Annotated in this window: 19 protein-coding genes; 15 read left to right on the plus strand and 4 right to left on the minus strand. The window is 52.6% G+C overall.

What is annotated here, in order from left to right; translation table 11 throughout:
* Nucleotides 1-269: 269 nt before the first annotated feature.
* Nucleotides 270-1313, minus strand: a complete 1044-nt coding sequence (gene mreB, locus BS639_RS11565; protein ID WP_007891976.1) for a rod shape-determining protein MreB — start codon at nucleotides 1311-1313, stop codon at nucleotides 270-272.
* A gap of 346 nt (nucleotides 1314-1659) precedes the next feature.
* On the minus strand, nucleotides 1660-3597 hold the full coding sequence (gene csrD / locus BS639_RS11575) for an RNase E specificity factor CsrD (protein ID WP_055774297.1): 1938 nt from the start codon (nucleotides 3595-3597) through the stop codon (nucleotides 1660-1662).
* A 278-nt stretch (nucleotides 3598-3875) separates the two neighbouring features.
* On the opposite strand from csrD, the gene msrP reads away from it, so the two are divergent.
* The 15 genes from msrP to BS639_RS11650 all read left to right on the plus strand — a co-directional run bounded on the left by msrP (nucleotide 3876) and on the right by BS639_RS11650 (nucleotide 18302).
* Entirely contained in the window at nucleotides 3876-4877 is a 1002-nt protein-coding gene (gene msrP / locus BS639_RS11580) for a protein-methionine-sulfoxide reductase catalytic subunit MsrP (protein ID WP_055774294.1), read from the plus strand.
* Nucleotides 4878-5486, plus strand: a complete 609-nt coding sequence (gene msrQ / locus BS639_RS11585; protein ID WP_139804088.1) for a protein-methionine-sulfoxide reductase heme-binding subunit MsrQ — start codon at nucleotides 4878-4880, stop codon at nucleotides 5484-5486. It begins immediately after the preceding gene.
* Nucleotides 5487-5724: 238 nt separating this feature from the next.
* On the plus strand, nucleotides 5725-6177 hold the full coding sequence (aroQ, locus tag BS639_RS11590; protein ID WP_055774291.1) for a type II 3-dehydroquinate dehydratase: 453 nt from the start codon (nucleotides 5725-5727) through the stop codon (nucleotides 6175-6177).
* A 30-nt stretch (nucleotides 6178-6207) separates the two neighbouring features.
* On the plus strand, nucleotides 6208-6672 hold the full coding sequence (gene accB / locus BS639_RS11595) for an acetyl-CoA carboxylase biotin carboxyl carrier protein (RefSeq protein WP_055774281.1): 465 nt from the start codon (nucleotides 6208-6210) through the stop codon (nucleotides 6670-6672).
* 11 nt (nucleotides 6673-6683) lie between these two features.
* Nucleotides 6684-8030, plus strand: a complete 1347-nt coding sequence (gene accC, locus BS639_RS11600; RefSeq protein WP_055774279.1) for an acetyl-CoA carboxylase biotin carboxylase subunit — start codon at nucleotides 6684-6686, stop codon at nucleotides 8028-8030.
* A gap of 77 nt (nucleotides 8031-8107) precedes the next feature.
* Nucleotides 8108-8350: a YhdT family protein gene (locus BS639_RS11605; RefSeq protein ID WP_055775256.1), complete on the plus strand. Its 243-nt coding sequence runs from the start codon at nucleotides 8108-8110 to the stop codon at nucleotides 8348-8350.
* Entirely contained in the window at nucleotides 8340-9785 is a 1446-nt protein-coding gene (gene panF, locus BS639_RS11610; RefSeq protein ID WP_084983141.1) for a sodium/pantothenate symporter, read from the plus strand. The genes BS639_RS11605 and panF overlap by 11 nt, the downstream gene beginning before the upstream one ends.
* A 37-nt stretch (nucleotides 9786-9822) precedes the next feature.
* Nucleotides 9823-10707, plus strand: coding sequence for a 50S ribosomal protein L11 methyltransferase (gene prmA, locus BS639_RS11615; RefSeq protein WP_055774273.1), 885 nt, complete (start codon nucleotides 9823-9825; stop codon nucleotides 10705-10707).
* Between the two features lie 318 nt (nucleotides 10708-11025).
* The gene (gene dusB, locus BS639_RS11620; RefSeq protein ID WP_055775252.1) at nucleotides 11026-11991 is read left to right on the plus strand and encodes a tRNA dihydrouridine synthase DusB; all 966 of its coding nucleotides are present in this window, start codon (nucleotides 11026-11028) and stop codon (nucleotides 11989-11991) included.
* A 21-nt stretch (nucleotides 11992-12012) separates the two neighbouring features.
* On the plus strand, nucleotides 12013-12309 hold the full coding sequence (fis, locus tag BS639_RS11625) for a DNA-binding transcriptional regulator Fis (RefSeq protein ID WP_004097144.1): 297 nt from the start codon (nucleotides 12013-12015) through the stop codon (nucleotides 12307-12309).
* A gap of 404 nt (nucleotides 12310-12713) precedes the next feature.
* Entirely contained in the window at nucleotides 12714-13637 is a 924-nt protein-coding gene (gene lpxP, locus BS639_RS11630) for a kdo(2)-lipid IV(A) palmitoleoyltransferase (RefSeq protein ID WP_055774265.1), read from the plus strand.
* 477 nt (nucleotides 13638-14114) lie between these two features.
* Nucleotides 14115-15140 carry an amino acid ABC transporter substrate-binding protein gene (locus BS639_RS11635; RefSeq protein WP_084983142.1) on the plus strand — a complete coding sequence of 342 codons (1026 nt, stop codon included), beginning with the start codon at nucleotides 14115-14117 and terminating at the stop codon, nucleotides 15138-15140.
* Nucleotides 15141-15234: 94 nt separating this feature from the next.
* The gene (locus tag BS639_RS11640) at nucleotides 15235-16413 is read left to right on the plus strand and encodes an amino acid ABC transporter permease (RefSeq protein WP_084983143.1); all 1179 of its coding nucleotides are present in this window, start codon (nucleotides 15235-15237) and stop codon (nucleotides 16411-16413) included.
* A 9-nt stretch (nucleotides 16414-16422) separates the two neighbouring features.
* Nucleotides 16423-17532, plus strand: a complete 1110-nt coding sequence (locus BS639_RS11645; protein WP_055774256.1) for an amino acid ABC transporter permease — start codon at nucleotides 16423-16425, stop codon at nucleotides 17530-17532.
* An 8-nt stretch (nucleotides 17533-17540) separates the two neighbouring features.
* On the plus strand, nucleotides 17541-18302 hold the full coding sequence (locus BS639_RS11650; protein ID WP_055774253.1) for an amino acid ABC transporter ATP-binding protein: 762 nt from the start codon (nucleotides 17541-17543) through the stop codon (nucleotides 18300-18302).
* A gap of 84 nt (nucleotides 18303-18386) precedes the next feature.
* Here the strand turns inward: BS639_RS11650 and BS639_RS11655 are convergent, their stop codons facing one another.
* Together BS639_RS11655 and BS639_RS11660 are read right to left on the minus strand one after the other, a co-directional pair.
* On the minus strand, nucleotides 18387-19076 hold the full coding sequence (locus tag BS639_RS11655) for an LrgB family protein (protein WP_055774250.1): 690 nt from the start codon (nucleotides 19074-19076) through the stop codon (nucleotides 18387-18389).
* The gene (locus tag BS639_RS11660) at nucleotides 19069-19512 is read right to left on the minus strand and encodes a CidA/LrgA family protein (protein WP_084983144.1); all 444 of its coding nucleotides are present in this window, start codon (nucleotides 19510-19512) and stop codon (nucleotides 19069-19071) included. Before BS639_RS11660 ends, BS639_RS11655 begins: the two co-directional genes overlap by 8 nt.
* Nucleotides 19513-19621 lie beyond the last annotated feature (109 nt).

A 19621-nucleotide genomic window follows, 5' to 3' on the forward strand; every position in this document is an offset into this window, starting at 1 on the left:
CGAAACAATACCCTAACAGGAATGGTAGCAGGTATAAAAGGGTGCAGACGGACACGCAGGAAAACAGGCCTGAACCCGTAAAGGTTCAGGCGTAGCGTCACAATCCGTTCAGACACTCAAACTTAGACACTGCGGGCTCCGCCACAGGGGCAGCCCTCTCTTCCGCGGCAGGCTAGTTTTCACTATTCCCGACGTAGCTGAAGCTGCACCGGCGTTAATACGCGAGCTGCAACCTCAATTACTTTGGGCATACACTACTCTTGGGAGGCTTATTCTTCGCTGAAGAGGTCGCCGCCGTGCATGTCGATCATTTCCAATGCTTTACCACCGCCGCGCGCAACGCAGGTCAGCGGATCTTCTGCTACTACCACAGGAATACCGGTTTCTTCCATCAGCAGGCGATCGAGGTTACGCAGCAATGCGCCACCACCGGTCAGTACCATGCCGCGCTCGGAGATATCGGACGCCAACTCTGGTGGACACTGTTCCAGTGCAACCATCACCGCGCTAACGATACCGGTCAACGGTTCCTGCAGGGCTTCGAGAATTTCGTTGGAGTTCAGCGTGAAACCACGCGGTACACCTTCTGCCAGGTTACGACCGCGCACTTCAATTTCGTGCACTTCATCACCTGGATAAGCAGAACCAATGCCGTGCTTGATGCGCTCGGCGGTCGCTTCACCAATCAGTGAACCATAGTTGCGGCGCACGTAATTAATGATGGCCTCGTCGAAACGGTCGCCACCAATGCGCACGGATGAGGAGTAAACCACACCGTTCAGGGAGATAACGGCCACTTCGGTCGTACCACCGCCGATATCAACAACCATAGAACCGGTTGCTTCGGAAACCGGCAGGCCTGCGCCGATTGCAGCAGCCATTGGCTCTTCAATCAGGAAGACTTCACGTGCGCCTGCACCTTGTGCAGATTCACGAATTGCACGACGCTCAACCTGCGTCGCGCCAACTGGCACACATACCAATACGCGCGGGCTTGGGCGCATAAAGCTGTTGCTGTGAACCTGTTTAATAAAGTGTTGCAGCATTTTTTCAGTCACGAAGAAATCGGCGATCACGCCGTCTTTCATTGGACGAATAGCTGCGATGTTGCCTGGAGTACGTCCAAGCATCTGTTTTGCATCATGGCCCACGGCCGCAACGCTTTTAGGTGAACCAGCACGATCCTGACGAATAGCCACAACTGATGGCTCATTCAACACGATGCCTTGTCCTTTTACATAAATAAGGGTATTGGCAGTACCCAGGTCGATGGACAAGTCGTTGGAAAACATGCCGCGAAATTTCTTAAACATAACGAAAGGATAATCCTGCAAGCTGGGGGCGGAAAATAAAATCTGCCTACTTTACCAACCACACGAAGCAGCGACAAGGCGCAAAAACGTTCTGCTTCGGTGAAAATTGTCAGCAACGTTCGCTACTTAACTTGGTGATTAAATACACTGAGGAAGAAACTTGAATCCCAGATTCAGGTTAACTCGCACAGGCAACGGTTAAGTCGCGGACGGTGCACATAAATTCTTACACTTTACCCGACATAACTCAGCGCATACGGTAGAAATAATGCACTAAAACGGGCGCCCTAATGTGCAAATGGCAGGGCTGCGCCATTCTACGTTAAATTTTCCCGTTGGGATCAGTTTAAACCCCGTGGTTGTGTGAATATTTTTTTCCGACCGGGTCGATGACCTGCGGTGTAGCAAAAAAATCACCCTGACCGCCGTGGATTCCGTTTTCCAACAGGACCAGCCATTCGTCAATACTGCGAACGCCGGAGGCGTAGACCTTGGCCTGTGTGCCCTTACAGGCGCTCAGCAGACTTTGCACAAATAGTTGATTTTCAACCCGCTTATCAATATCGCGGACCAGTCCGGGGTGAAGTTTTACCCGTTCAATAGGGAAAGACTTCAGATAGGACGTGCTTACCACGGTCAGCCCGGCCTGAGAAACGGCCAATCTGCACCCTAACCCCTGCAACAATCGCAGTGCGGGACGTAGACGGTCGATATGTTGACAGAGATCGGCCTCTGCAAGTTCAATAAGAATTCGATTTCTCTGCGATTTTTCACACTGGAGCAAGATATCTCGCAGCCAGCGCACAAAAGATCGCTGTAATAATGAATCAACGGTGAGGTGAAATGCCAGCGTCTCGTCCGGCCATTGGGTCAGTAACGGAATAATCTGACCAATCATGCGGCGATCGAAGCTTTGCGACAGGCCAAACTGGGTGACCAACGGAATAAATTCGGCGGCGAGCAGTTCGCGCGTGCCGTCAAATATGCGGCGCTGCACTTCACGATGGTCCAAAAAACCGGCCTTATTCATCGCCGGTTTCTGATACAGCCTCGGCCCGCCGCGCGCCAGCGTGTCTTCAAGCAAAGTGCGCCAACGAACGCTGCCACGCCCTTTTTCAGGGACGTTGCTGTCATAAACCAGCCAGCCGTTGCTGCCCTGGAAGGCAGCATTGCGCGTGGCCTGCTCGGCGGAGTCCATCACTTCTTCAAGCGTCTGGCCGTAGCGATAGCTGCTAATACCTATATAGAGCAGCGCATCGCGGTCGATAATCGAAGAGGACGGCAACACGCCCACAGCCTTCACCAACTGCGCGGCCATCACTTCAGCCTCTTTTAAGGTGCTGTGCGGGAGCAGAACGGCAAAATCACTGTGGTAGTAGCGCGCCAGCAGCGCCGAGGGATATCGCATGACAAACGTCGACAGCAAATTAACCATTGAAGACAATAAATCTTTAACCAGCGCCTGCCCGTGCGTATCGCGCAGCGTATCGAAATCGGGCAGGCGAATCAGCATGAGAATTCCGTACGCGCCCTCTTCTTCCAGCTCGGTGGTGAGCTGATTGTCAAAGAACAACCGATTGCTGAGTCCGGTTTTGGCATCCTGCTGTGCATAGGCGCGAATTAATGTATCAACGCGACTGCGCTGTTCGCGCGCTTCACCGAGGTCCACCAGCAATTTATCGATTGCGGCACTGGCCCGCTGCGGCCACTCCCTGACGTCGCCCAAAGGAAGGTTGTCGCGCTGACCGCGTAAAATGCGCGATGCGCGATCTTCGAGCCGCTCAATGCCGGACGTTTGCAGCCGCAGCCAGCGAAAACTCACCAGAGTTGCGATAATAATAAGAAGAATGGCAAAACTGATGTAAAGCGTGGTGCGCAGCGAGCGGGCATAGCTGCTTACTGGGTCCAGATACACCACTTTCATGCTCAGGTCGGGATGCTGCAACAGCGGAAGATGCTCGGTAAGCAAGTCGGGAATGTGGCTGTCCCAGTCAGTGTCTTTTTGTGGGGAGTTATTATGGCTATAAACCGGCCCGCTGGTTGCAACAATTTGAACCTGGCGAATATCGAGCTGGTTCATGACCAGCGGTAACCAACTGTGCAACGAAGCCGGGGGATTGGACAGCAGACTTTGGTCGACGGAGGTCGACAGCGCACGTAAATGCTGCTCGGCATTCTGTTTATTGAGATAAACAAAGCTGAACGTCACGCCCACCAGCATCAAAAAAACGGTGAGTGCGACCAGCATTGTAATCATCGCATATAATCTGGTAGTAAATCGCATCCCTGTGCCTTACTCAGTTTATGTGGTTTGTTACGCAAATTGTCCTGCCTAACTGCAGGCGTATATAAATAGCATATCAAGAGCGGATTTCATCAATTCACATTTCTTATGTATCTGTAGCGGCTGTCCAATTTCTGGCATGGGGCCTGCGAAATTTCGTATTTTCTCGCACCGCCTCGCTAAACCCCTATTTTACCGTCATGCTGTATTAAATAATAAAAGTAATTGTAACTCACCCGATGCCGTTCGCGACTCAGGGTCATTTACCGGAGCATGTCATGAACAATAAAAAGGTCTTAACCGAAGCCGACGTTACCCCTGAGAGTATCTTCCACGATCGCCGAAAAGTCCTGCAGGCGCTGGGGCTTGGTGCCGCATCTTTAGCGTTGCCATCGACTTCACAGGCCGACGTGCTGTCGTGGTTCAAAGGTAACGATCGCCCGAAACCACCGCCGGGCAAACCGCTCGATTTTACCAAACCGGCCATGTATCAAGCGGATTTACCCCTCACGCCCGAGGACAAAGTTACCGGCTATAACAATTTTTACGAATTTGGTCTCGATAAGGCCGATCCCGCTGCCAACGCCGGTCAGTTGCCAACATCGCCTTGGAAAATCACGATTGACGGTGAAGTCGCCAAGCCAATGACCCTCGACATGGACGACATTTTCAAACGCTTTCCGTTGGAGCAGCGTATTTACCGCATGCGCTGTGTAGAGGCTTGGTCAATGGTGGTGCCGTGGGTCGGATTTCCGCTCAGTGCGCTGCTGAAATGGGTTGAGCCAACCAGCGATGCCCGCTTTGTGGCCTTCACCACCTTGTACGACCCTGAACACATGCCGGGCCAGAAAGACCGCTTTATCGGCGGGGGTCTGAATTATCCTTACGTTGAGGGCCTGCGTCTGGATGAGGCGATGAACCCGCTGGCGCTGATGTCGGTCGGCGTTTATGGTAAAAGCATGCCACCCCAGAACGGGGCGCCTATCCGTCTGACGATTCCATGGAAATACGGCTTTAAGGGCATCAAGTCAATCGTGCATATTCGCTTGGTAAAAGACCAACCGCCGACCACTTGGAATCAGATTGCCTCAAACGAATACGGCTTTTACGCCAATGTGAATCCCCATGTCGATCACCCTCGCTGGTCGCAGGCAACCGAACGCTTTATCGGTTCTGGCGGTATTCTCGACGTTAAACGTCAGCCCACTCTGCTGTATAACGGCTATGAAAAAGAGGTGGGGCATTTGTACCGTGGGCTGGATTTGCGAGCGAATTATTAAATGAAGATACCGCGCCTGACACTTAAACAGATAACCTGGCTCAAAGTGTTAATCCATTTGGCGGCCTTTTTGCCGCTGTTGTGGATAATCCTTTCTATTAACCAGGGCTGGTTTAGCGCCGATCCGGCAAAAGATATCCAGCATTTTACCGGCAGAATGACCCTAAAACTGCTGCTGGCTAGCCTGCTTGTTACGCCCGTGGCGCGCTATGGCAAGCAGCCACTGCTGATCCGCGTCCGTCGTCTGGTAGGATTATGGTGTTTTGCCTGGGCGAGTCTTCATTTGCTGAGTTATTCCTTCCTCGAACTGGGGATCAATAATCTCGGCCTGCTCGGCAGCGAGCTCATTTCGCGTCCATATTTAACGCTGGGGATCATTAGTTGGTTTATTTTGCTGTTTCTGGCCGCGACGTCTACGCTTTGGTCACAGCGTAAGTTAGGGAAAAAATGGCAGATTCTACATAATGGTGTGTATGTGGTGGCAATATTGGCCCCTATCCATTATTTGTGGTCGGTTAAGACCTATTCCCCCCAACCGATCATTTATGCGCTAATTGCGGCGATCTTGCTGCTACTTCGCTACAAGAAGTTCCGTCAGTGGTTTAGATAACGTTCTTAACCGCGCGGCCATCCCCTTTAAATCTTCCCGATGTAACCCTCAGTTTCAAACTGGGGGTTGATAATCTTCGCTGATAAGACCAGTATTTGGCAGCGAATTGCCCCGATATGGTTATAATACAGCCCTTCCTAAGAAAAGTCTGGGTTGATTTGTCATGAAATAGGTGACAAATTGGCGTCATCAAGGTATTTTCTTCGACCTCGTACTAATCGCAGGAGATAGGCTCACAATGGCGCATAAGTTTGACATTTTGCTTCTCAACGGTCCCAACCTTAATTTGCTGGGAACGCGTGAGCCAGAAACCTACGGAAGTACCACGCTTAACGATATTGTTAAAGGTTTGGAACAGCAGGCCGCCGCAGCTGACGTTGCGTTAAGCCATCTGCAATCTAACGCAGAGCACCTCCTGATTGACAGGATCCATCAGGCCCGGGGAAACATCGATTTTATTTTGATCAATCCCGCAGCCTTTACCCATACCAGCGTGGCGCTTCGTGACGCACTGTTGGCGGTGCAAATCCCGTTCATCGAGATCCACCTCTCCAACGTTCATGCCCGCGAAGCATTCAGACACCATTCATATCTTTCCGATATCGCGGTGGGCGTTATCTGCGGACTTGGCGCAGATGGCTACCATTTTGCTTTACAGGCAGCGGTTAACCGCTTGTCAAAATCCAATTAATTACTTGCATAAGAGTACGGAATCACACCCATGGATATTCGTAAAATCAAAAAACTGATCGAACTGGTTGAAGAGTCAGGCATTTCTGAACTGGAAATTTCTGAAGGTGAAGAGTCAGTACGCATCAGCCGCGCAGCACCACAACAAGCTTACCCAATGATGCAACAGGCTTATGCCATGCCTGCTCCACAGCAGCCAGCTCTGGCTACCGCGGTTGCCCCTGCGGCACCGGCTGAAGCCGCTGCACCTGCAGCCATCAGCGGCCACATCGTTCGTTCACCGATGGTAGGCACCTTCTACCGTACGCCAAGCCCGGATGCAAAAGCATTCATCGAAGTTGGCCAGCGCGTAAACGTAGGTGACACTCTGTGCATCGTTGAAGCAATGAAAATGATGAACCAGATCGAAGCGGACAAATCTGGCGTGGTTAAAGCCATTCTGATTGAAAGCGGCCAACCGGTTGAGTTCGACGAGCCGCTGGTCGTCATCGAATAACGAGGCGTACCATGGATAAAATTGTAATCGCTAACCGCGGCGAGATTGCCCTGCGCATTTTGCGTGCCTGTAAAGAACTGGGCATCAAAACCGTCGCCGTGCACTCCACTGCTGACCGCGACCTGAAGCACGTGCTGCTGGCAGACGAAACTGTCTGTATCGGTCCTGCACCTTCAGTCAAAAGCTATTTGAATATTCCGGCGATCATCTCTGCTGCTGAAATTACTGGCGCAGTGGCTATTCACCCGGGATACGGTTTTCTGTCTGAGAATGCTGATTTTGCTGAACAAGTTGAACGTTCAGGCTTTATCTTCATCGGCCCGAGAGCTGAAACTATTCGCCTGATGGGTGATAAAGTTTCTGCCATCAACGCGATGAAGAAAGCCGGCGTACCTTGCGTTCCTGGCTCCGACGGCCCCTTGACTGAAGACATGGAAAAGAACCGCGCTTTCGGTAAGCGTATTGGTTATCCGGTCATCATCAAAGCGTCCGGCGGCGGCGGCGGTCGCGGTATGCGCGTTGTTCGCGCAGAGAAAGACCTCGAGCAGTCCATTAACATGACGCGTGCTGAAGCCAAAGCGGCTTTCAACAACGACATGGTTTATATGGAAAAATACCTGGAAAACCCACGTCATATCGAAATTCAGGTATTGGCCGACGGTCAGGGCAACGCCATCTATCTGGCCGAGCGCGACTGCTCCATGCAGCGTCGTCACCAGAAAGTTGTTGAAGAAGCGCCAGCACCAGGCATCACTGCCGAAATGCGTCGCTACATCGGCGAGCGTTGTTCTAAAGCCTGCGTAGACATTGGCTATCGCGGCGCAGGTACTTTCGAGTTCCTGTACGAAAACGGCGAGTTCTATTTCATCGAAATGAACACCCGTATTCAGGTTGAGCATCCGGTGACCGAAATGATCACCGGCGTTGATTTGATTAAAGAGCAGCTGCGCATCGCCGCAGGTCAGCCTTTGTCTATCAAGCAGGATGAAGTGCGTATTCAGGGCCACGCCGTTGAGTGTCGTATCAACGCCGAAGACCCGAACACCTTCCTGCCAAGCCCGGGCAAAATCACCCGCTTCCATGCGCCAGGTGGTTTTGGTGTGCGTTGGGAATCACATATCTACGCCGGCTATACTGTGCCTCCGTACTATGATTCCATGATCGGCAAACTGATCACTTACGGCGAAAATCGCGATGTTGCGATCTCCCGTATGAAAAATGCTCTGGCAGAACTTATCATCGACGGCATCAAAACCAACGTTGATCTGCAGCTGCGCATCATGAATGACGAGAACTTCCAGCACGGTGGAACCAACATCCACTATCTGGAGAAAAAACTCGGATTGCAGGAAACTTAAGTCTCCGCCCCCTGGAGCTTAAAGTAAGGCCGGATATGTTCCGGCCTTTTTTTCGTTAGGAGTACACGTGTATGCATGTGGACAAACGCTTCTTGCAGGCGAACCGCGAGGCACGCTGGGCCTTTGGTCTCACTCTCGGCTATCTGCTCGCCTGGTCGCTGGCAGCCTATCTTCCCAACGATACCCAAGGTGTCACCGGCCTTCCCCACTGGTTTGAAATGTCCTGCCTGCTGGTTCCGCTGATTTTTGTGCTGTTGAGCTGGATTATGGTGCGCGTTATTTATCGTGATATCCCGCTGGAGGATACTCATGCAGACTGAAGTTTTGCTGCCACTGCTCGCCTATCTGCTGCTGGTCTTTGGCCTGTCGGTTTTTGCCTACACCCGTCGCCAGCAGGGCAGCTTCCTGACCGAATATTTTCTCGGTAACCGTTCAATGGGCGGCTTCGTGCTTGCCATGACCCTTACCGCGACCTACATCAGCGCCAGCTCGTTTATCGGGGGTCCCGGCGCGGCCTATAAATACGGACTTGGCTGGGTACTGCTGGCGATGATCCAGCTCCCGGCAGTCTGGCTATCGTTGGGGGTGTTGGGCAAAAAATTTGCGATTCTGGCCCGCCGTTATAATGCGGTCACCCTCAACGACATGCTTTATGCCCGCTACAAAAGCCGTCTGCTGGTGTGGCTTGCCAGCCTGAGTCTGCTGGTGGCTTTCCTCGGCGCCATGACCGTGCAGTTTATCGGCGGCGCTCGACTGCTCGAAACCGCAGCCGGTATTCCCTACGACACTGGACTGCTGATTTTTGGCGTCAGCATCGCGCTTTACACTTCGTTCGGCGGTTTTCGCGCCAGCGTGCTCAACGATGCCATGCAGGGTCTGGTGATGCTGCTGGGCACGGTTCTGCTGCTGGTGGCGGTGATTCACGCCGCCGGTGGCCTGCACAGCGCAGTCGATAAACTCCAGCACATTGACCCGCAGCTTGTCTCGGTTCACGGCGCTGATAACGTACTGTCACTGCCGTTTATGGCCTCATTTTGGATACTGGTATGCTTTGGCGTGATAGGTTTGCCGCACACGGCGGTGCGCTGTATTTCTTATCGCGACAGCAAGGCCGTACACCGCGGCATTGTTCTCGGCACGCTGGTGGTGGCTATTCTGATGTTCGGCATGCATCTCTCTGGCGCGCTGGGTCGCGCCATTTTGCCTGACCTCAAAATCCCCGATCAGGTCATTCCCACGTTGATGATCACCGTACTGCCCCCTTGGGCCGCCGGTATCTTTTTGGCGGCACCGATGGCCGCCATTATGTCGACGATTAACGCGCAGTTGCTGCAGTCTTCGGCTACCATCGTTAAAGACCTTTACCTGGGTGTCAGACCCGCCCAACTGCGCAATGAGCGGCTGCTCAAGCGTTTCTCAAGTCTGGCGACGCTCGTCTTGGGGCTACTGGTCGTGTTGGCCGCGTGGCATCCGCCGCAGATGATTATCTGGCTCAATCTGCTGGCCTTTGGTGGCCTTGAAGCCGTGTTTCTGTGGCCGCTGGTGCTCGGCCTCTACTGGGAGCGCGCCAACGCCACGGGCGCACTGTGTTCAATGATCGTTGGCGGCGTTTGTTATACCCTATTGGCCACCATTGACCTGCATATTGCAGGCCTGCACCCTATTGTTCCGTCGCTGCTGCTTGGCCTGCTGGCTTTTTATATCGGCAACAAACTGGGCGAAAGCCGCCGTGCAAACGCGCTGACATCATATTGAAACGTCAGCCAAAACAAATTGTTAGAAGAGAATGGTTATGCCTTGGATCCAACTGAAAATTAATACAAATGCTCAGGATGCAGAGACTCTGAGCGATGCGCTTATCGAAAGCGGCGCCGTCTCCGTCACATTCCTGGATACCCATGACAATCCAGTATTTGAACCGCTGCCCGGCGAAACCCTACTCTGGGGCGATACCGATGCCATCGGCCTGTATGACGCAGAAACCGACATGGACAGTGTCATTGCCATCCTTGAGAACGAGCCGCTGCTGGGCAAAGATTTCGCCCATAAAATCGAGCAGCTCGAAGACAAAGACTGGGAACGCGAGTGGATGGACAACTTCCACCCGATGCGCTTTGGTGAACGCCTGTGGATTTGCCCAAGCTGGCGCGACGTGCCCGACCCAACGGCGGTGAACGTGATGCTCGACCCTGGTCTGGCGTTTGGTACAGGCACCCATCCGACCACCGCGATGTGTTTGCAGTGGCTCGACGGGCTGGACCTGCAAGGCAAAACCGTGATCGATTTCGGCTGCGGTTCCGGCATTTTGGCCATCGCGGCGCTTAAACTTGGCGCCGCGCAGGCGATCGGAATTGATATTGATCCGCAGGCGATTCAGGCAAGCCGTGATAATGCCCAGCGTAACGGCGTGTCAGAGCGTTTGTCGCTGTATCTGCCGCAGGATCAGCCCGACAACCTGTCTGCCGACGTGGTGGTCGCCAATATCCTTGCAGGGCCTCTGCGCGAGCTTGCACCGCTTATCAGCGTATTGCCGGTAGCGGGAGGTCATCTTGGCCTGTCGGGCGTGCTGGCAAGCCAGGCAGCGGGAGTGGCTGAAGCCTATCAGGCAATCTTCGACCTCGACCCGGTCGCCGAGAAAGAAGAATGGTGCCGCATCACTGGCGTCAAGAAGGCGTAAAATCGTACAAATTGTCGCAGTTATGTGGACCGCGTCACTGAAATGACGCGGTTATTGCTACTTGAAACGGCAATTTTCACCTTAGATTCCGCTGTTATAAGCCGCATAATTAGCGATAAGTCACTAAATTATCGAAGCGCACAATTTGACCATTCGCTAATAACCAACTGTTTTTAATAGATAAAATATTTTTAAACGAGGTTACCCACGTGTAAAGGTGCTTTTTCTTACGCAATTGGTTAAAGTTTGGCCTTTCATATCCTGCAAAAAATGCGTAATATACGCGCCCTTGCGGACTTCAGTATGGTCTTTCCTAGTATGCGCATTGGACACCACCAGCTTACAAATTGCCTGATTGCCGCCCCGATGGCCGGTATAACAGACCGACCGTTTCGAGCCTTATGTCATTCAATGGGTGCTGGAATGGCAGTATCCGAAATGCTCTCCTCTAATCCAGAGGTGTGGCGAACGGATAAGTCGCGTTTGCGCATGGTACATAGTGATGAGTCAGGAATTCGCGCCGTGCAGATTGCCGGTTGTGACCCTGAAGATATGGCCGCCGCCGCCCGTATTAACGTGGAGGCAGGTGCTCAGATCATTGATATCAATATGGGTTGCCCAGCCAAGAAAGTGAACCGCAAACTGGCAGGCTCTGCGTTGCTACAGTACCCGAGTCTGGTTGAACAGATTTTACGGTCAGTGGTAAACGCAGTGGATGTGCCAGTCACGTTGAAAATTCGTACTGGTTGGGATCCGGAAAACCGTAATTGTGTACAAATTGCCCAATTGGCTGAAAACTGTGGTATTCAGGCCCTGACTATTCATGGCCGAACCCGTGCCTGCCTCTTCAATGGAGAAGCAGAGTACAACAGTATTCGGACAGTTAAGCAGAGTGTTTCCATTCCGATTATCGCGAATGGCGACATAACTGACCCGCATAAAGCCAGGGCGGTGCTCGACTACACTGGAGCTGATGCTCTGATGATAGGCCGTGCCGCTCAGGGGAGACCCTGGATCTTCCGGGAAATCCAGCATTATCTGGACACAGGGGAGCTGTTACCGCCGCCGCCACTTGGGGAAGTACAGCGCTTGATGATAGGGCACGTACGGGAACTGCACGACTTTTATGGTCAAGGCAAAGGATTCCGTATCGCCCGTAAGCATGTCTCTTGGTATTTACAGGAACATGCCCCGAATGACCAGTTTCGGCGCTCCTTCAACGCCATAGAGGATGCCAGCGAACAGCTGGAGGCGTTGGAAGCATATTTCGAAAATCTTGCGTAACAAAAAAGAGCTGACAGAACTATGTTCGAACAACGCGTGAATTCTGATGTACTGACCGTGTCTACCGTTAATTCTCAGGATCAGGTAACTCAAAAACCCCTGCGTGACTCGGTAAAACAAGCACTTAAGGGCTACTTTGCTCAACTGAACGGTCAGGATGTCAATGACCTGTATGAGTTGGTACTGGCTGAAGTTGAACAGCCACTGCTGGACATGGTGATGCAGTACACCCGTGGCAACCAGACTCGTGCAGCCCTGATGATGGGTATCAACCGCGGTACCCTGCGTAAGAAACTGAAAAAATACGGCATGAACTGATACTAATCAGTTAAGTATTTGAGAAAAGGCGCTTTTATCGAAAGATGAAGCGCCTTTTTGTTTTCATTTGATGTGCCATTGTTAATCAATTTGTTTTTGTTGGAAATTTACAATCGTACATAAACCGTGCATAAACTTTGCACTATTAGGATGATTCCTCGCTCTTTAACCTTTGGGTAACGTGATATACTCCGCATCAAGAGTCGAATTCGCCCCGCCAATCGCCTACGGATAGCCTTTTAGCCCCGCGACCCCGCCTTTTAATGTAAAGATTCGAGAAGATTGTGATTTCCCACAACTAAATCCGGAAACGGTAGTCCGAATATTTGCAAACCAAGTACGTATCGCGATTGGGCTTCTGCTGACGCGTTACGCAAATTCACTCATTTGATGATTGAAATTACATGACTGCTCCAATCCAATGTTTTAAAAAGTCATTTTTACATCCACGTTATTGGTTGACCTGGTTTGGCCTCGGCGTGCTCTTTTTACTGGTTCAACTACCTTATCCGGTGCTGTATCGACTGGGCGTCTGGTTGGGCCGCACTTCCATGCGTTTCTTAAAACGCCGCGTTTCAATTACGCGACGTAACCTGCAGTTGTGTTTTCCGGACATGGACCCGGACCTGCTTGAACGCAAGATCGTCAGCAATTTCGAATCCCTCGGCATGGGTCTTTTAGAAACCGGCATGGCCTGGTTCTGGTCAGATGCGCGGGTTAAACGGTGGTTTGACGTTAGCGGACTTAACTACCTGAAGCTGGCCCAGAAGAATAATCAGGGCGTGCTGATTATTGGCGTGCATTTTATGTCGCTGGAGCTGGGTGGTCGCGCCATGGGCCTCTGCCAGCCAATGATGGCGATGTATCGTCCACACAACAATAAAGTCATGGAATTTGTTCAAACTTGGGGCCGCATGCGCTCCAACAAGGCGATGCTCGACCGCAAAGACCTGCGCGGTATGGTTCACGCCCTCAAGCGCGGTGAAGCCGTTTGGTTTGCCCCCGATCAGGATTACGGCCCGCGCGGCAGCGTTTTTGCACCGCTGTTTGCCGTCAGCCAGGCAGCCACCACCAGCGGCACCTACATGCTCGCGCGCTTGGCTAAGCCGGCGTTGGTTTCAGTCGTGCTGGTGCGAAAAGACAAAGGTGCAGGCTATGACTTGGTGATTCAGCCCGAGCTGAGGGATTATCCTATTGATGATGAACTCGCCGCCGCCGCCTACATGAATCGCGTGGTAGAGAAAGAGATTATGCGGGCGCCCGAGCAGTATCTGTGGCTGCATCGACGTTTCAAGACACGTCCAGAAGGCGCACCGTCACTGTATTAGCCAACGCTTGCCCTTTCTACCTAAGCCCGATGCTCAGCGTCGGGCTTTTTTATGCCCGCAAAACACACCGTCATCCACCCACACCTGTGTAGAAATCTTTCACAATATCTCTCAGTAATTCCCTCCCGAAAAATTCGATCACACGCCCAATTCATTTACCTTCTGAATATTACTGAATGTTAGCAAAACAACGGAAGTGGTATTTAAAATCACTTAAAAGTTGAACATCGCGCACCATTTTGCAGCAAAGGCGTTTACAACGCGCCAAAATAGGTCAATAAATCTCCTGACGTGCAGGATTGTTACTGTGCAATATCCCCACGGTACCTGATTGCTAAGCGTTTTCAATGTTGGCACTCCCTTTGCTTTAGCCGTTTTGCTCGTACGATTCTGAGCAGAGGGCTTTGCCCCATAAACAGACAGGGTGCTCTGCACTCATAAAATAATAATTTTCGCTCTCGCCTCACAGGACGATCTATGAAAAAAATATTGCTCTCAACGATGATTGCCGCTGCAAGTTTTGTCACCCTGGCTGGGCAGGCTCACGCCGGAACGACGCTGGACGCGATTAAGAAAAACGGGTTTATCAAATGCGGTATCAGCGACGGTTTACCGGGCTTCTCCTCAAAAGATGATAAAGGCAACATTACTGGACTCGACGTAGACGTTTGCCGCGCGATCGCCGCCGCCGTTTTTGGTGATGCAACAAAAGTAAAATATACCCCGCTGACAGCAAAAGAGCGTTTTACCGCCCTGCAATCTGGTGAAGTCGACATCCTCTCCCGTAACACTACCTGGACCTCATCCCGCGATGGCGGCATGGGCATGATTTTCGCCGGCGTTAACTACTACGACGGCATCGGCTTCCTGACGCACAAGAAAGCCGACCTCAAAAGCGCGAAAGAGCTGGATGGCGCAACCGTTTGCCTACAGGCCGGTACGGATACCGAGCTGAACGTGGCCGACTACTTCAAAGCCAACAAAATGACCTTCACGCCGGTCACCTTCGACCGTTCAAGCGACAGCGCCAAAGCGCTGGAGTCTGGCCGTTGCGATACGCTCTCTTCTGACCAATCCCAGCTGTATGCGCTGCGTCAGTCTCTGAGCAAGCCTGACGACTACATCGTGCTGCCAGAAGTTATCTCCAAAGAGCCTCTGGGCCCGGTAGTGCGCCGCGGTGACGAAGACTGGCTGGAGATCGTGCGCTGGTCACTGTTCGCGATGCTCAATGCCGAAGAGATGGGCGTGACCTCTAAAAACGTGGACGCGATGGCCGCAAATCCGACAACGCCAGACATGTCCAACTTGCTGGGTAAAACCGGTAAATATGGCGAAGACCTTAAGCTGCCAAACGACTTCGTGGTCAAAATTGTTAAACAAGTCGGCAACTACGGCGAAAGCTTCGACCGCAACGTCGGTGAAGGCAGCCCGCTGAAAATTGCTCGCGGTCAGAATGCCCTCTGGAACAAAGGCGGCATCCAGTACGCACCCCCTGTTCGTTAATTCCTGCCGGATGGCGGCACGTGAGTTCACCCTGACGTGCCGCCTCCACCAAAACCTGTAACACTCGAATTACCGCATACTGAGGCTGTCTCTTATGTCGCAACGCCCAACCGAAAAAGTCGCGTTCTCGCTGCGTAATCCTGCAGTTCGCGCCTGGCTGTACCAAATTATTGCGGTGTTGCTGCTGGTTGCCTGCATGGGCTACCTGTTACACAACACGATCACCAACCTAACGACGCGAGGGATCACCTCGGGATTTGAGTTCTTGAGCCGCGGTGCTGGCTTTGGCATCGTCCAACACTTAATCAGTTATGACGAAGGCGATACCTACGGGCGCGTCTTTTTTATCGGCCTGCTGAATACCTTGCTGGTTTCTGCGCTGTGCATCGTTTTTGCGTCGATTCTCGGCTTTGTTGTCGGATTAGGGAGACTTTCCGATAACTGGCTCATCCGCAAACTCTGCACCGTGTATATCGAAACGTTCCGCAATATTCCGCCGCTGCTGCAAATCTTCTTCTGGTATTTTGCCGTGCTGCGCAACCTGCCAGGACCTCGGCAGAGCATGAATGCCTTCGATACTGTGTTCGCCAGTAACCGTGGCCTTTATTTGCCTTCGCCAGAAATGGCGGCGGGATTCTGGGCCGCGCTGATTGCCCTGGTACTGGCCGTTGGCGGCATCCTGTTTCTGAAGCGTTATAACCATTTTCGCCAAATTCATACCGGCCTGGTATGGCGAATCTGGCCGTGGTGCGTGCTGATGCTTATTCTATTTCCAGCGGTGGCGCATTTGATTTTTGGCCCTGCGCTGCACTGGGACATTCCAAAGCTGAAAGGGTTTAACTTCGGCGGCGGCATGGTGTTGATCCCCGAACTTGGCGCACTGACGCTGGCGCTGTCGGTGTATACCTCCACTTTTATTGCCGAAGTGATCCGCTCAGGCATCCAGTCTGTTTCTTACGGACAGCATGAAGCCGCACGCTCGCTGGGTTTACCCAATCCGGTCACGCTGCGTCAGGTTATTTTGCCGCAGGCTATGCGGGTGATTATTCCACCGCTCACCAGCCAATATCTTAATATCGTCAAAAACTCCTCACTGGCTGCGGCCATCGGTTATCCAGACATGGTGTCGCTGTTCGCCGGTACGGTACTCAATCAGACCGGACAGGCGATTGAAACGATCGCTATCACCATGTCGGTTTATCTGATTATCAGCCTAGGGATCTCGTTCTTGATGAACCTATATAACCGACGCATCGCGTTGGTTGAGCGTTAAGGGAAACGAATGACGATGACCACACTCCCTCAATCTGTCAGAGGCGCCAAGCCGGGTTCCCCGCTTGGCAAAGCCGTGTTTTGGGCGCGCAAGAATCTGTTTTCAAGTTGGTTTAACAGTCTGTTGACGCTGTTTTTCTTCTGGCTGCTGTGGGAACTGCTCCCGCCGCTGCTGAACTGGGTTATTTTCCAGGCCAACTGGGTGGGCACCACGCGCGCAGACTGCACTAAGCAGGGCGCGTGCTGGGTGTTTATTCATGCGCGTTTCGGCCAGTTTATGTATGGACTCTATCCGACTGACCAACGCTGGCGCATCAATACCACGTTAATCGTCGGGCTGCTTTCGCTGGTGCCGATGTTTTTGTCGGCCATGCCGCGCCGTGGACTGTACATCGCCTGCTGGGCCGTCGGCTTCCCGGTGTTGACCTGGTTTATGCTGTACGGCGGCTACTTTGGCCTCAGTCGCGTTGAAACCTATCAGTGGGGCGGTTTGACCTTAACTCTGGTGATCGCCGCCGTGGGCATTGCCGGAGCGCTGCCGCTGGGCATTCTGCTGGCACTGGCGCGACGGTCTGATTTACCGATTGTGCGCATACTGTCGGTGATTTTTATCGAGTTCTGGCGCGGCGTACCACTGATAACCGTGCTGTTTATGTCCTCGGTGATGCTGCCGCTGTTTATGAGCGAGGGCACCAGTATCGACAAACTGGTTCGCGCGCTGGTTGGCGTGGTGCTGTTCCAGTCGGCCTATGTCGCTGAAGTGGTACGTGGCGGCCTACAGGCACTGCCAAAAGGTCAAACCGAGGCCGCACAGTCGCTGGCACTGGGCTACTGGAGGACGCAAGCGCTGGTCATTCTACCGCAGGCGCTGAAGATGGTTATTCCCGGCCTGGTGAACACCATTATCGCGCTGTTTAAAGACACCAGCCTGGTGATCATTATCGGCCTAATGGACTTTTTCAGCAGCGTACAACAGGCCACGGTGGCACCCGAATGGTTGGGTATGTCGACCGAAGGCTACGTTTTTGCCGCCGCCGTTTACTGGATTTTCTGTTTTAGCATGTCGCGTTATAGCCAACATTTGGAAAAACGCTTCCACACCGGGCACTCCGCACACTGAGGTAAACCATGACCGAACATAACGTCATTGAAACTAAAAAAATGATGATCACGCTGGAAGACGTTAATAAGTGGTACGGGCAGTTCCACGTGTTGAAAGGCATCAATCTGAACGTCACCTCGGGCGAGCGTATCGTATTGTGCGGACCTTCTGGTTCCGGTAAATCGACGACTATTCGCTGCATTAACCACCTTGAAGAGCACCAGCAGGGGCGCATTGTGGTCGATGGAACCGAGCTTAACGATGACTTACGCAATATTGAACGCATCAGAACCGAAGTCGGGATGGTGTTTCAGCATTTTAATCTGTTCCCGCATCTGACCGTGTTGCAAAACTGCACGCTGGCGCCTTGCTGGGTGCGTAAAATGCCGAAAAAAGAAGCCGAGGAATTGGCGATGAAATACTTGAAGCGTGTGCGTATCGCCGAGCATGCACACAAGTTTCCGGGGCAGCTTTCGGGCGGTCAGCAGCAGCGCGTGGCGATTGCCCGCTCACTGTGTATGAAGCCTAAAATCATGCTGTTTGATGAACCGACCTCGGCGTTGGACCCAGAAATGGTTAAAGAGGTGTTGGACACCATGATTGGACTGGCCGATGAAGGGATGACTATGTTGTGCGTTACCCACGAAATGGGCTTTGCGCGGACGGTGGCAGACCGGGTTATCTTTATGGATCGCGGCGAGATAGTTGAGCAGGCCCCGCCAGAAGAGTTCTTTGCCAATCCGAAGTCGGCAAGAACGCGCGAGTTCCTGTCGCAAATTATTCACTAATCGGATTTTTAACCGGCACGGCGCAGGCTGTGCCGGTTAATATTGCGTCACGATTGACACCGGCTCACCGCAACTCACCGCTGCTTACCAAAAACAGCGCCCAATGAGCGGCGCAATAACCACCGTCAGTACCCCCGCCAACATCATCACCAGGCTCGACACCACACCTTCCTGCGCACCAAGTTCGTAGGCCTTTGCCGTTCCCGCGCCGTGCGAGGCTGCGCCTAGCCCTGCGCCTTTGGCCAGCGAACTGCGCACCGCCAGCCTGAGAAACAGAAGGTCGCCGACGGCCATGCCGAACACGCCGGTAATCACCACAAAAAGTGCCACCAGATCCGGCTGTCCGCCCATCTGTTTCGCCGCCGCCAACGCAAAAGGCGTGGTGATGGAGCGCACTGCCAGACTACGCTGGACCTCTTCCGGCAGCGTTAACAGACGCGCCAGCCACACCGAGCTAAATACCGCGACAGTAATTGCCGTGATAACTCCGGCGCTGAGGGAGATCCAGTGACGACGGATAATGGCCATGTTTTCATAAACCGGCACGGCAAAGGCAAGGGTTGACGGCCCAAGCAACCACAGCAACCAGTGGGTTTCACCAATGTAGTCCTGATAGGAAACGCGGGTCACCACCAGCAGCGCCACTAAAACAATCGGCGTAAACACCAGCGGCATAAACAGCAGGCTTCGCCGCCAGCGGTAGAGTCGTTTATTGGCGTAATACACTCCGAGCGTAATGATGAAGCAAAGCATACTCAGCATTAGGTCAGTCACGTTCACCCCTTTGCGCAAGGGCAGCGCTTTTCTTTTCCGCCAGCCTGAGCTCCAGCTTATATACCCAATCCACTATCAGCGCCGTCGCTCCAAGCGTGAGCGTAGTGCTGACACCAATCACTAGAAAAATTTTCCAGCCTTCAACCATTAGCAACTGAGCGTAATTCACCACGGCAACCACGGCGGGAACAAAAAACAGCAACATCTCGGCCAGCAGCCAGCGCGATCCGGCCTTAATCCAGCTAATCGGCAATACCCTAAACACAATAAGCAGCAATAACATCACCATGCCGACAATATTGGCAGGTAACGGCAGGTGCAGAAGAGTCACCAGACGGTCTGCAACCATAAAAAGCAACGCGTACAGCACCAACTGAATCGGTACTTGAAAGCGTGTAAGCAACGACGGCGCTTTTACGCGCAACGCCAACATCATGGGGTGACCTCAAAGGACCAGGAATTAAGAGATTTCAGTATACGTCGCGCACAAACCGGTATAGAAATGAATTTAAATTATCCAAATGATTCCAAATTGGAATGTTTTA

It is taken from the genome of Rouxiella silvae (assembly GCF_002093625.1).
In the GTDB taxonomy this organism is placed as follows: Bacteria; Pseudomonadota; Gammaproteobacteria; order Enterobacterales; family Enterobacteriaceae; genus Rouxiella; species Rouxiella silvae.

Excerpts from the sequence above, each read along its gene's own strand:
- mreB (WP_007891976.1), bottom strand. The coding sequence starts at position 1,313 with ATGTTTAAGAAATTTCGCGGCATGTTTTCCAACGACTTGTCCATCGAC.
- csrD (WP_055774297.1), bottom strand. The coding sequence starts at position 3,597 with ATGCGATTTACTACCAGATTATATGCGATGATTACAATGCTGGTCGCA.
- msrP (WP_055774294.1), top strand. The coding sequence starts at position 3,876 with ATGAACAATAAAAAGGTCTTAACCGAAGCCGACGTTACCCCTGAGAGT.
- msrQ (WP_139804088.1), top strand. The coding sequence starts at position 4,878 with ATGAAGATACCGCGCCTGACACTTAAACAGATAACCTGGCTCAAAGTG.
- aroQ (WP_055774291.1), top strand. The coding sequence starts at position 5,725 with ATGGCGCATAAGTTTGACATTTTGCTTCTCAACGGTCCCAACCTTAAT.
- accB (WP_055774281.1), top strand. The coding sequence starts at position 6,208 with ATGGATATTCGTAAAATCAAAAAACTGATCGAACTGGTTGAAGAGTCA.
- accC (WP_055774279.1), top strand. The coding sequence starts at position 6,684 with ATGGATAAAATTGTAATCGCTAACCGCGGCGAGATTGCCCTGCGCATT.
- panF (WP_084983141.1), top strand. The coding sequence starts at position 8,340 with ATGCAGACTGAAGTTTTGCTGCCACTGCTCGCCTATCTGCTGCTGGTC.
- prmA (WP_055774273.1), top strand. The coding sequence starts at position 9,823 with ATGCCTTGGATCCAACTGAAAATTAATACAAATGCTCAGGATGCAGAG.
- dusB (WP_055775252.1), top strand. The coding sequence starts at position 11,026 with ATGCGCATTGGACACCACCAGCTTACAAATTGCCTGATTGCCGCCCCG.
- fis (WP_004097144.1), top strand. The coding sequence starts at position 12,013 with ATGTTCGAACAACGCGTGAATTCTGATGTACTGACCGTGTCTACCGTT.
- lpxP (WP_055774265.1), top strand. The coding sequence starts at position 12,714 with ATGACTGCTCCAATCCAATGTTTTAAAAAGTCATTTTTACATCCACGT.
- BS639_RS11635 (WP_084983142.1), top strand. The coding sequence starts at position 14,115 with ATGAAAAAAATATTGCTCTCAACGATGATTGCCGCTGCAAGTTTTGTC.
- BS639_RS11640 (WP_084983143.1), top strand. The coding sequence starts at position 15,235 with ATGTCGCAACGCCCAACCGAAAAAGTCGCGTTCTCGCTGCGTAATCCT.
- BS639_RS11645 (WP_055774256.1), top strand. The coding sequence starts at position 16,423 with ATGACGATGACCACACTCCCTCAATCTGTCAGAGGCGCCAAGCCGGGT.
- BS639_RS11650 (WP_055774253.1), top strand. The coding sequence starts at position 17,541 with ATGACCGAACATAACGTCATTGAAACTAAAAAAATGATGATCACGCTG.
- BS639_RS11660 (WP_084983144.1), bottom strand. The coding sequence starts at position 19,512 with ATGATGTTGGCGTTGCGCGTAAAAGCGCCGTCGTTGCTTACACGCTTT.